The organism is Streptomyces echinatus, assembly GCF_014203595.1.
GTDB classification, from domain to species: Bacteria; Actinomycetota; Actinomycetes; order Streptomycetales; family Streptomycetaceae; genus Streptomyces; species Streptomyces echinatus.
Window position 1 is genome coordinate 392,617 of sequence record NZ_JACHJK010000001.1, and the last position, 12,024, is coordinate 404,640.

At 75.5% G+C, this 12,024-nt stretch carries 7 protein-coding genes; 4 read left to right on the forward strand and 3 right to left on the reverse strand.

Going from position 1 to position 12,024, the window contains the following annotated elements:
* Positions 1-136 precede the first annotated feature (136 nt).
* The 4 genes from FHS34_RS01720 (at position 137) to FHS34_RS01735 (ending at position 4,567) form a co-directional block, all read left to right on the forward strand.
* Positions 137-1,525: a Cys-Gln thioester bond-forming surface protein gene (locus FHS34_RS01720; protein WP_184961276.1), complete on the forward strand. Its 1,389-nt coding sequence runs from the start codon at positions 137-139 to the stop codon at positions 1,523-1,525.
* Positions 1,526-1,808: 283 nt separating this feature from the next.
* Positions 1,809-3,473, forward strand: a complete 1,665-nt coding sequence (gene ettA, locus FHS34_RS01725) for an energy-dependent translational throttle protein EttA (RefSeq protein ID WP_184959230.1) — start codon at positions 1,809-1,811, stop codon at positions 3,471-3,473.
* A gap of 6 nt (positions 3,474-3,479) precedes the next feature.
* A complete protein-coding gene (locus FHS34_RS01730) occupies positions 3,480-3,893 on the forward strand; it encodes an acyl-CoA thioesterase (RefSeq protein ID WP_184959232.1) in 414 nt (137 codons plus the stop codon).
* Positions 3,890-4,567 (forward strand): DUF8185 domain-containing protein, encoded by a 678-nt coding sequence (locus tag FHS34_RS01735; protein ID WP_184959234.1) that lies wholly within the window; start codon positions 3,890-3,892, stop codon positions 4,565-4,567. Before FHS34_RS01730 ends, FHS34_RS01735 begins: the two co-directional genes overlap by 4 nt.
* Positions 4,568-4,642: 75 nt before the next feature.
* Here FHS34_RS01735 and FHS34_RS01740 read toward each other — a convergent pair whose 3' ends face one another.
* From FHS34_RS01740 to FHS34_RS01750, 3 genes are all read right to left on the reverse strand, one after another.
* Positions 4,643-5,593, reverse strand: a complete 951-nt coding sequence (locus tag FHS34_RS01740; RefSeq protein ID WP_184959236.1) for an ABC transporter ATP-binding protein — start codon at positions 5,591-5,593, stop codon at positions 4,643-4,645.
* 223 nt (positions 5,594-5,816) lie between these two features.
* The gene (locus tag FHS34_RS01745) at positions 5,817-8,564 is read right to left on the reverse strand and encodes an FtsX-like permease family protein (RefSeq protein WP_184959238.1); all 2,748 of its coding nucleotides are present in this window, start codon (positions 8,562-8,564) and stop codon (positions 5,817-5,819) included.
* Position 8,565: 1 nt separating this feature from the next.
* A complete protein-coding gene (locus FHS34_RS01750; protein WP_184959240.1) occupies positions 8,566-11,895 on the reverse strand; it encodes an ABC transporter permease in 3,330 nt (1,109 codons plus the stop codon).
* Between the last annotated feature and the right edge of the window lie 129 nt (positions 11,896-12,024).

Below are 12,024 nucleotides of genomic sequence, written 5' to 3' on the forward strand. Positions count from 1 at the left end.
AGGATGCCGGGCGAGCCCCTAGGGGCTGCTGATTCTGCTGGTGGGACCGTCCCCCACGTCCAACGGGTCCTGCTCGAAGGGGAATTCTGTGCTTGCTGCGCTCTCTGAGTTCTGCCGGTCCACCGGAACGACCCGTCTGGCCGCCGCCACGACGGTGTCCGGCCTCGTGGCGGCCGGCGTGCTGTCCGGCGCCGGTACGGCCGCGGCCGACGAGAGACCGCAGACGCAGGGCGGGGCGACGGCCACGATCAACGGTCTGAAGACCTACGGCGAGGCCGTGATCCACGGCGACGGCGGCGACCAGCAAGTGTCGGCGGGCCTGTTCGAGATGTCCGTGGACGGTGGCGGCACCCTGCAGACGTACTGCGTCGACCTCCACAACCCGACCCAGCGGGACGCCAGATACGAGGAGACGCCCTGGAGCGGCACCTCGCTGGGCGCCAACAAGGACGCGGGCCGCATCCACTGGATCCTGGAGCACTCCTACCCCCAGGTGAACGACCTCGCCGCACTCGCACGGCAGGCGGGCACGAGCGGGCTGACCGAGCAGGACGCGGCGGCCGGCACCCAGGTGGCCATCTGGCGCTACTCCGACGGAGCCGATGTCGACGCCGTCGACCCGCAGGCGGAGAAGCTCGCCGACTACCTGGAGAAGAGCGCCCGGAGCGTCGCCGAGCCGCAGGCCTCGCTCACCCTGGACCCGCCCGCGGTCTCCGGCCGGCCCGGCGACCTGCTCGGACCGGTGACCGTGCACACCAACGCGAGTGAGGTCACGGTGAGCTCGTCGACGGACGCCGCCACCACCGGGGTGCGGATCATCGACAAGACCGGAAAGGTGATCACCTCGGCGGAGGACGGCAGCCGGCTGTACTTCGACATCCCCGAGGACGCGGCCGGGGGTCCCGCCCACGCCTTCGGCAGCGGGGGAGGAACCGCCGAGCTGACCGTGCAGGCGTCGACGACCGTCCCGGTGGGCAGGGCCTTCGCCTCCGAGAGCCGCAGCCAGACACAGATCCTGGCCGGCTCCAGCGAGTCCACGGTGTCCGCGACCGTGACGGCCCTCTGGGCCGCCGAGGGCGCCATACCGGCGATCTCGGCCCGCAAGAACTGCGCCAAGGGCGGCGTGGACATCACCGCGGTCGACAAGGGCGACGAACCGTTCGTCTTCCGGCTGATGGGCGTCGAACACACGATCCCCGCGGGCACCTCCCGGACCGTGACCGTGCCGCTCCAGGAGGACCAGGCCTACGACTTCACGATCACCGGCCCGCACGGCTTCAGCCACCGCTTCACCGGCGTCCTGGACTGCAAGACCCAGGGGGCGATCACCACGCAGACGGCCCAGCTGCGCAACGAGCCCAGCCCGGCCACGGTGGGCGGCGGCACGGTGGACACCACCGACCTGGCCGCGACCGGCGGCTCCGCGATCACTCCCATGATCGCGGGCGTGGCCATCGGCCTCGTCGTGATCGGCGGCGCCGTCCTGGTCGTGCTGCGCCGGAAGGAGACCGAGGCGGCCGAATGACACCGGCCGGCCTCCGGACGGCGCGGGCGGCTTGAACACCACCCGCGCCGGCCGACGCCGAGGCGCCTCGGCCGGGCTGCCGGGCCGGGCCGTCTCCTGGCCGGGTGAGGGTGCCCCGGGGCCGACGGGCGGCGACCGACGGTGCCGGACGGGCCGTCGTCGACGGCCAAGAAACCCCAGGTCACAGCGCCCGGATGAGACGGGTTTCCGCCCAGGGCTGGCGGTACGGCAAGATGGGGTGTATCTGCCCACTGCCAGATTTCAAGCTGCCGGACGGTTTCTCTTGGCTGAGTTCATTTACACCATGCGCAAGGCGCGCAAAGCGCACGGCGACAAGGTGATCCTCGACGACGTCACCCTGAGCTTCCTGCCGGGAGCGAAGATCGGTGTCGTCGGCCCGAACGGTGCCGGTAAGTCGACCGTGCTGAAGATCATGGCCGGTCTCGAGCAGCCGTCCAACGGTGACGCGTTCCTGTCGCCGGGCTACACCGTGGGCATCCTGCTCCAGGAGCCCCCGCTGAACGAGGCGAAGACCGTCCTGGAGAACGTCCAGGACGGCGTCGCCGAGGTCAAGGGCAAGCTCGACCGGTTCAACGAGATCGCCGAGCTGATGGCGACCGACTACTCCGACGCGCTGCTCGACGAGATGGGCAAGCTGCAGGAGGAGCTGGACCACGCCAACGCCTGGGACCTCGACGCCCAGCTGGAGCAGGCCATGGACGCGCTCGGGTGCCCCCCGGGCGACTGGCCGGTCACCAACCTCTCCGGTGGTGAGAAGCGCCGCGTCGCGCTCTGCAAGCTGCTCCTCGAGCAGCCCGACCTGCTGCTCCTCGACGAGCCCACCAACCACCTCGACGCCGAGTCCGTGAACTGGCTGGAGCAGCACCTCGCCAAGTACCCGGGCACCGTCGTCGCCGTCACCCACGACCGGTACTTCCTGGACAACGTGGCCGGCTGGATCTGCGAGGTCGACCGCGGCCGCCTGCACGGCTACGAGGGCAACTACTCCAAGTACCTGGAGACCAAGGCCACCCGCCTCAAGGTCGAGGGCCAGAAGGACGCCAAGCGGCAGAAGCGGCTCAAGGAAGAGCTGGAGTGGGTCCGCTCCAACGCCAAGGGGCGCCAGGCCAAGTCCAAGGCCCGTCTCGCCCGGTACGAGGAGATGGCCGCCGAGGCCGACAAGATGCGGAAGCTGGACTTCGAGGAGATCCAGATCCCGCCGGGCCCGCGCCTGGGCAGCGTGGTCGTCGAGGTCGACAAGCTGAACAAGGCCTTCGGCGAGAAGGTCCTCGTCGACGGGCTCTCCTTCACGCTGCCGCGCAACGGCATCGTCGGCGTCATCGGCCCGAACGGCGCCGGCAAGACCACGCTGTTCAAGATGATCCAGGGCCTGGAGACCCCGGACTCCGGCGACATCAAGGTCGGCGAGACCGTCAAGATCTCCTACGTCGACCAGAGCCGCGAGAACCTCGACCCCAAGAAGACGCTGTGGGAGGTCGTGTCCGACGGACTCGACTACATCAACGTCGGACAGGTCGAGATGCCGTCCCGCGCCTATGTGTCCGCCTTCGGGTTCAAGGGCCCGGACCAGCAGAAGCCGTCCGGTGTCCTCTCCGGTGGTGAGCGCAACCGCCTCAACCTGGCGCTGACCCTGAAGCAGGGCGGCAACCTGCTGCTCCTCGACGAGCCCACCAACGACCTCGACGTCGAGACCCTCTCCAGCCTGGAGAACGCGCTGCTGGAGTTCCCCGGCTGTGCCGTGGTCGTCTCCCACGACCGCTGGTTCCTCGACCGGGTCGCCACACACATCCTCGCCTACGAGGGTGAGTCGAAGTGGTTCTGGTTCGAGGGCAACTTCGAGTCGTACGAGAAGAACAAGATCGAGCGGCTCGGCCCGGACGCCGCGCGTCCGCACCGTGCCACCTACAAGAAGCTGACCCGGGGCTGATCGGTCTTGCGCCACCTCTACCGCTGTCCCCTGCGCTGGTCCGACATGGACGCGTACGGACATGTCAACAACGCGGTCTTCATCCGTTACCTGGAGGAAGCCCGCATCAACTTCCTGTTCCGCCCGGACAAGGAGTTCAAGCAGGGGTCCGTGGTGGCGCGCCACGAGATCGACTACAAGCGGCAGCTCGTCCACCGGCACCACCCGGTCGACATCGAGCTGTGGGTCAGTGAGATCAAGGCCGCGTCCTTCACCATCTCCTACGAGGTGAAGGACGAGGACCTGGTCTACGTACGGGCCTCGACGGTGGTCGTGCCGTTCGACTTCGAGACCCAGCGGCCCCGCCGGATCACCGCGGAGGAGCGCGAGTTCCTCCGGGAGTACACGGACGAGGCCGACGAGGAGGCCGTCGCCGCATGACGGTGCTGCACCTGGCCGACGAGACGGAGGCGGCGGACCTCGCCGCCTTCCTCTCCCGGCTGCTCCACTACGACCGTGGAGCAGCGGTGCGCCTGCAGGCGGCCGGTACCGCCCTCGCCGTCTTCGGCCGGCCGCCGTCCTTCGAGGTGCTGGCCGTCCGCGCGGTACGGCTGGCCAAGCCGTACGAGGACGGGCTCGACGTCACCCTCGACGTGACCGTCTCCGCCGGTGAGTTCCTGGAGTCCGTGGACGAGCGGGCGGCCACCGCGGCCGTCCCCGGCGCGGTCACGGGACCGCCGTGGGCCGGTGTGCTGCCGCCGCGCGCCGGCTGGCAGCCCGAGCCCGGGCTGCCCGCACCGGACGCGCTGCGCGGCACGGTCGCCGCGGCCGTGGCCGAATTCCGCTCGCGCACCGAGGAACTGGGGCCCGAGGGCCGTACCCGGGCGGAGCTGGACCGGATCGGGCGGGACATCTGGTCCCGGCAGATCAACGGCACCGGGCTGCCGGTCCGGGCCGTGCACGCGGCCCAGTCGCTGGGCTTCCTGCGGCCGGGGACCGGGCCCGAGGACACCGTGCTGTTCTCCTCGGGGGCGTGGCTGCGGCTGCGCACGCCGTACGGGTCGGTGGCCGTGCGCCAGTCGGGCCTCGGGACCTTCGGGCTCAGCGTGCGCTGAGCCGCGCGCACTTCTCGTCGGCGTCTATCACCGCGTGCCGTTCTGCGTCGATCACTGCGTGCCGTCCGGCGTCGATCATCGCGCGTCGTCCGGCCAGACTCCGATGTGGTCGGACTCCAGCTCCAGGGCCACGCGGTCGCGCATGTCCAGGGCGCGGAGGTAGTCGGCGGGCAGCTGGAGGCGGCCCGCGCGGTCGAGCATGGCGTACTCGCGGGCGACGACCGTCTCGTGGCCGGTCGCCGCGTCGATCTCGCTGCGGCGCAGCACCTCGGTGGAGGTGCGGCCGTCGCGGATCGCCACCGTACGGCGGACCTCGCCCGCCACCGCCTGGTCGTGGGTGACGACGACGATCGTGGTGCCGAGGGTCTCGTTCGCCGTGCGGAACGCCTCGAAGATCTGCGTGGCCGTCCGGGAGTCGAGTTCGCCGGTGGGTTCGTCGGCGAGCAGCACCGCGGGTCCGTTCGCGAGGGCCACGGCGATCGCGACGCGCTGCTGCTGGCCGCCGGACATCTGCTGCGGGCGGCGGTCCCGGCAGTCGGCCACCTGGAGCAGCTCCAGGAGTTCCAGGGCGCGTTCCGTGCGGGCCCGGCGGCCCTTGCGGGTGCCGGAGAGCTGTAGGGGCAGGGCGACGTTCTGGGCCGCGGTGAGGTAGGGGAGAAGGTTGCGGGCGGTCTGCTGCCAGACGAAGCCGACGGCCTCGCGGCGGTAGGCGAGGCGGTCGGCGGCGGTCATGGTGAGCAGGTCGCGGCCGGCGACACGGGCCGCGCCGGCGGTGGGGGTGTCCAGGCCGGCGAGGATGTTCATCAGCGTGGACTTGCCGCTGCCGGAGGCGCCGACCAGGGCCATGAGTTCGCCCTCGCGGACGAGGAGGTCCAGGCCCTGGAGGGCTTGGACCTCCACGCCGTCCGTGGTGAAGACACGGACCAGGCGGTCGCAGGTGATGAGCGCGTCGTGGCCGTAGGCCGGGCGGTCCCTGGCTTCGCTGACGCGGTTCGCCAGGTCGGTGAGGCTCGGGTCGGTCGTCATGGGGTCTCCTGCGTGGGTGCCCGGTGCGGTGGCTGGGCGGGGCTGGGGTCGCTCGCCCGCGCTGCCGGGGTGCCGCCGCGCCCACCCGTGCCGCCCCAGCGGCACGACTGCCCGCGGCTGGGTGGGTCCGGCTGTCCGCGGCCCGGCCGGTCCGACTGTGCGCGGCTGGGTGGGTACGTCCGTTCGCGGCGCAGTGGGTGCGGTCGGCTGGGGGTGAGGGGGCTCATTGGGTGTCCCCCGCGCGGAGTTCCGTCACCGAGCCCCGTCGCCCCGACCACCATGCCTGGAGGGCCGCGACGCCCGTCGACGCGGCCAGGACCAGCAGTGCCGGGACGACGAGGGACCAGGTGTCGGGGCGCAGCTCGGCCTCGGCCGGCGGTGCCGGGGCGGACGGCAGGGCGATCGCCGTCAGGTCGACGCCGGGGGAGAGCAGACGGATCGCGGCCCAGCCGGTCAGGGCGCCCCCGAGGGCGGCCAGCAGGGCCTGGGGGAGGGATTCCAGGACCAGCAGACGGCGGCCCTCCGCGCGCGTGAGGCCCATCGTGCGCAGGCGGGCGAGGAGCGCGGCCCGTTCGGGCGCCGCCCGGAGCAGCGCGAGGAGCAGGGCGAGGACCGCGAAGCCGGCGCCCGCGGCGACCGCCGCCGTGTAGACGTGCTCGGCACCGGTCTGGAGCGGCGAGTCGGCGTACCGGGCGCGTTCCTCCGCCCGGGTCCGGACGGCGGCCGCGCCCGCGACGGCATGGCGCAGCGCGCCCGCGTCCACGTGCGCGCCGGTCACCAGGAGGGTCGTGGGGCGGCCCGCCCCGGCGCCGAGGCCCGCCCGGTTCACCACGAGGAAGTCGGGGCCGGGGACGGCCGGGGTGCGGTCGCGGACCAGGACGATGCGCACGGTGACCGAGCTGCCGTCCTCCAGCCGCACCGGGAAGGAGCGCCGGGTGCCGTACGCGGAGGCGACGGAGGGCGAGGCGACGGCGGCCAGCGTGCCGGAGCGGCCCGCCAGACGGTCGGCCGGGAAGGCGCCCGGACCGGTGCGGGCGGTCAGCTCGCCGTAGGCGTCCGGATCCACGCCCACCAGTGGTACCGCGTCCTGGCCGTTCGCCGGTTCGGCCTGGTGGGCGATGCTCACCGCGGTCGCCGCGCCGACCCCGGGGACCGCGCGGACGCGGGCGGGGAGGTCCGCCGGCAGCGGGGCGGCGGAGTCCGCGCGGGCGTCGGCGCCGACGGTGAGCAGGGCCGCCCGGTCCCGGGCCCCGGCCACGCCCGCCAGCACCGAGCCGCCGAACGCCGCCGTGGTCAGCGCGGTCAGCAGGGCGAGGAGCGGGAGCACCGCGGAGGCCTGGGCGCGGCCCGCGCGGGCCAGGGAGAGGTGGCCGATCGCGCCGCGCAGCCGCCCGGCGGGGCCGGACAGCCGGCGCAGCAGCAGCGGGTGGAGGCGGAGCAGCAGCAGCGCGGCGATGACACCGATCAGGACCGGGGCCACCGCCACCAGCTGGTCGCCGCTGGTGCCGCGCCGGCGCAGGGTGGCCACCGCCCCGACGGCCAGCACCAGCAGGGTCAGCTCGGCGACCGTGCGGCGGCGGGACGGCCGTACCGAGGTGACGTCCTCGCGCACGGCGGTCAGCCGTACCGTGCGGTGGGCGAAGGCGGCGCGCACGGGGAGGGCCGCGCAGCCGGCGAGGACGGTGGCCAGGGCGGCGGCGACGGCGGGACCGGTCCGCCCGGCGGGGACCGCGACCAGGGCCACGGCCAGGCCGAGCGCGCCCGCCGGTACGGCGGCCACCGCGGTCTCGGCCAGCAGCCGTCCGGCGAGCCCGGACAGGCCGGCGCCGCGAGCGCGCAGCAGGGCGAGTTCGGCGCGGCGCCGGTCGGCGGCCAGGCCGCCCGCCATCAGCAGGACGACGGCGACGACCGTCCCGGTGCCCGCGGCGGCGACCAGGACCAGCGGCGAGATGCCGGAGCGCAGCCGGGAGAAGGAGGCGAGGGTGTCGTCCAGGTCGGTGCCGATGTCGGCGCCGTCGCCGGTGACGGCGCGGACGCGTTGCAGGGCCGGGCCGGACTCCAGGGCGGCGACGGCCGGCCTCAGCCGGTCCAGGTCGTGGGCGTGCAGGGCCCGCGGGTCGGGTGCGAGGTGCCAGTAACGGGCCGGGTCGGTGCTGGTGCCGAGCAGGGCGGGGGCCGCCTCCGGGGCGAGCAGCAGCGCGCCGAGCCAGTACTTGTCCGGGTCCGGGCCGGGCGTCGGCAGGGTCACCAGGCTGGGGGTGCGCAGCAGCGGGACGGTGGACCAGTAGGCGCCGCCGGGGTCGCGCGGGACGAGGATGCCGGTGACCCGGACGGCGAGCGGGGGACGGCCGGGCGCCGGCACGTGGACGACCGAACCCACCCGGATGTGCAGGCCTTGGGCGGTGGCGGCGGTCACGGCGGCCTCCACCTCGCGCGTCGTCCCGTCCACCGGGTGCGGGGCGCGCGGCAGCCGCCCGCCGCGGACGCGGGCGTGGCCGGCGAGGCCGCTCTGCGCGGCCAGCGAGACCTGGGCCGGCAGCCCGGTCGGCCGGGGCAGCCACGGGTCGGGCACCGCCCGGCTGACGGTGCTGCCGACGCCGTACGCGGACTGCTCGCGGTCGACGGCCAGCGGGCCGCCGACCGTGCCGAGCACCTTGCGGTACTGCCGTTCCAGCGCGGCGGGGCGCATCGCCGCCGCCCGTTGTCCGGGCGGCAGGCCGAGGTCGGGCTGGGGCAGCGACACCCGCAGGGTGGTGTGGTCCGGTCCGGCCTGCCGCAGCGCCCGCCGCAGGCCCGCGTCCTCATACCGGTCCACCGCCCGCGGGAAGGCACCGGCGAGGCACGAGGCCAGGGCGACCAGCAGCGCGAGCGCGGCGGCGGCACCGGGCGCGGCCCGCAGCCGGGTCCGCACCCACGGGGCGGCCGCGGGAGCCGGCCGGTGGGTGGCCGGGCGCGGCACCGGACGGCCCATCTCACTCACCTCCCCGGGCGCGCAGCGCCCGCGCCGGATCCGTCCGGCGCACGGCCGGTACCGCGGCCACCGCCAGCGGCACCACGGCGACGGCGGCGAGCAGCACCGCCACCCGGCCGGGCGGCAGCAGGACCAGCAGATCGGGTACCGGCCGGGTCGCCTCGCCGGTCAGGACGATCAACGGCAGGACGGCACGGGCCAGTACGGTGCCCAGGCCCAGGCCCACGGTGAGCGCCAGACCCACCAGGACCGTCTGTTCGGCGGCGACCGTCCGGGCCAGCTGGCGGCGCGGCGCGCCGAGCGCGCGCAGCACGGCGAACTCACCGGCGCGGCCCCGCTGCGCGCCGGCGGCACCGACGGCGAAGCCGACCGCGGCGAGCGCGGCCGCCACCACGGCCGCCGCCGTGAACGCGGCCTCGGGACCGGCGCCGAAGGGGTCGTCGCGCAGCTCGGCGGCGATCTCGTCACGCGCCACGACCTGGCCCGGGCCGACGTCCGGCAGGGCGCGCAGGGCGGCGGTCACCCGGGCGGCGTCGCCGCGGGTGGTGCCGAGCCACCACTCGGTGGGCACCGCGCTCTCGCCGTACCGGGCCTGGAGCACCTGGTTCAGGGTGCGCAGGTCGAGCAGGACGGCTCCGCCGTCGTGGGCGCCGGTGGCGGTGGGGTCGGCGGTGGCGGGCAGGGCCCGTACCGCCCGGACGATCCGGACCTGCACCGTCCGGTCGCCGAAGGTGAGGCCGACGCGCTGCCCGGGGCGGGCGCCGGCCGCGGCCAGGTAGCGGTCGGTGGCGAGGGCCGGTATCTCGGCGGGCGCGGGCCGGGTCACCTGGAGCCGGAGCGTGACGGTGGCGATCGTCCAGATGTCGGCGCCCGGGAGGTAGCCGGTGCCATAGGCGAAGGTCAGCGGGCGGGTGCCGGTGACCCGGGGCCGGGTGGGGCTGGTGGTGGCGCTCGGCACGGCGGCGCCGCCGGCCTCGGCGGAGGTGGTCCACCGGGCGGGCAGCGCCAGCGGGTGTTCCTTGCCGTCCGCCCCGGCCGCCGTCAGCTCCTCGACGCTGAACAGGTGCCGTTCGGCGCGCTCGGCGGGTTGGGTCAGGTCCAGGCGCAGCCCGGTGAGGGTCGCCGGGCCGGCGGCGGTGCCGAGGACGAGGGTCAGGGTGTGCGGGCGGCCGTCGGCGGGGAGCTGCCCGGCGGGAAGTCGGTACGGCACCCCGGAGCGGTCCGCCAGCGTCACCGTCACCGCGGTGGTGGTGCCCGGCCCGGCCGAGCTGCGCAGGCGTGCCGTCAGCCGCAGCCGGGCGGTACCGGCCGGCACCCGGGCCCCGGCCGGGGCGCCCCGGGGCGCGAGCCGGGCCAGCAGCGGCCGCAGGGGTTCGTCCGCCAGGTCGGGGCGCATGCGGACCGTGTCCGCCGCGTGTGCGGTGTCCAGGGCCAGCACGGTCGCGGTGCGGTCGCCGGACAGCGGCTGGGCGCCGCGCACGGCCGGCGCGGCCGTACGGACGTGCGGCAGGCCGGCGTACAGGTCGGTGCGGCCGAACTCGTCCTCCCCGGCGGCCAGCACCCGTACGTCCGCCCCGGCCCGGAAGTCGGCCTGGTCGTCCTGCGAGCGGTCCCAGGAGGCGGCCTGTCCGATCGCGAGCATGCCCAGCGCGACGGCGAGGACGAGCAGCAGCACCGGCCCCGCCCCGCGCGCGGTGCGCCGGCTGAACTGCCAGCCGGCCAGGGCCACCGGCAGCCCGCGCCCGCCGGCCGCCCACCGCTCGGCGAACCGCGCCACGGGCGGCAGCAGCCGCAGGGTGAGCACGGTCCCGGCGAGCAGGGCCAGCGCGGGCGCGGCCACCAGCAGCGGATCGACACCGAGCGCGCCCGTCCGGTCGGCGGCCACCCCGCCGGAGCCCTGCCGGCCCAGCTGCCAGTACGCCACCCCGGCGACCGCGAGCAGCCCGAGGTCGGCGCCGGCCCGCAGCGGGGCCGGGACGGCCCGGGAGCCGGCCGGCCGTGACGCCTTGCGGCGCAGCCTCGGCGGCAGCGACCAGGTGCGCCGGGGGCCGGTCCGCCGCGGCCGCGCCTGCGCCCCGGCTCCCGTCACCGCGGGGACGGTCACCGCCAGCGCACAGCCCAGGGCCACCGCGGCCGCCACCAGCCAGACGACGGGCCGGCCGGCCGCCGGGAGGTCCAGGCGCAGGCCGAGCCGGGCGAGCGGCCCGTGCCCGGCCAGCAGGGCGGTGAGCGGGCCGGCGAGCAGCGGCGCGCACACGGCGGCGGGCAGCGCGAGCAGCAGGCCCTCGGCCGCGGCGAGGGCGGCGATCCGGGTGCGGGCGGCGCCGCGGGCCCTGAGCAGCCGGGTCTCGTCGGCCCGTTCGGTGCTGAGCAGCCGGGCCACCAGCAGCAGGGCGTACCCGGCGAGCAGCACGAGCTGGAGGGCGACGATCAGCAGGGTGGAGCGGGCCACGAGCAGCGAACGGTCCACCCGGTCCAGCACGTCCGGCAGCGCGGTCTGCGACACCGTCGTACCGCTCAGCGCGGTCTGCCCGCGCAAGGCCCCGCTGCCGTCCCGGGCCGCCGTGCGCAGCTCGTCGATCCGTCGCGTCGGCACCGTGGCGAAGTCCGCCGACGCCAGCCAGCCCGTCGTCCCGGTGCTGACCCGGCCGCCGGTGAGGACGGCGGGGTCGGCGAGCAGCGGGCCGTACGTGGTGAAGCCGGACTTCCGCACCCCGCGGCCGAGCAGGTCGTCCAGCCGCCAGTACGGGTCCGTGACCGAGGCGGGGCGGTACACGCCGACGACCCGGACCCGGACGGCGGGGCCGTCCAGCCGGTTCGCCAGGGTGAGCCGGTCGCCGGGCCGCAGCCGCAGGACGCGGGCGGCGGTCCGCGGGAGGGCCACCTCGATGTCGTCGGCACCGGCACCCTCGCGCGGGAGGCGGCCGGCGGTCAGCCGCAGCCGGCTGTGGTCCAGGGCCGCTACGTACGTCAGGTCCGGGTCTTCCTGCCGGTCGGCGGCCGGCCGGAGGGAGCGGGGCAGGGCGTACGGTCCCGAGCGGCGCAGGGTCCGCACGGTCACGGGCAGGCCGTCGAAGGTCTTCCGGGCGCCCGCGCGGACGGCGGTGTCGGCCGCGGCGCGCTGGGCCAGGGGCACGTCGGCCTTGACGATCAGCGCCGTGTCGGCGGCGTTGCGCGGGTCGGCGAGCACATGGCGCAGCGCCGCGTCACCGATGGCGCCCGAGTACGCGGTGAGCGTCGCGAGCACCGCGGTGGTCAGCACGACCGTCAGCAGCGCGGCGCCCAGCAGCAGGCGGTGCGCACGCGCGCGTGAGAAGACGAACCCCGTCACCCGGCCCCCCGTGTGTCCGGCGCTTCCAGACCTTCGGGCGATGCTGACAGAGGCGCGGGGGGCGGGGTAAGCGGTTGTCGGCCGGTCTACACCGGATTGTGATCGGAATACGGCAACGCGTGACCGGAA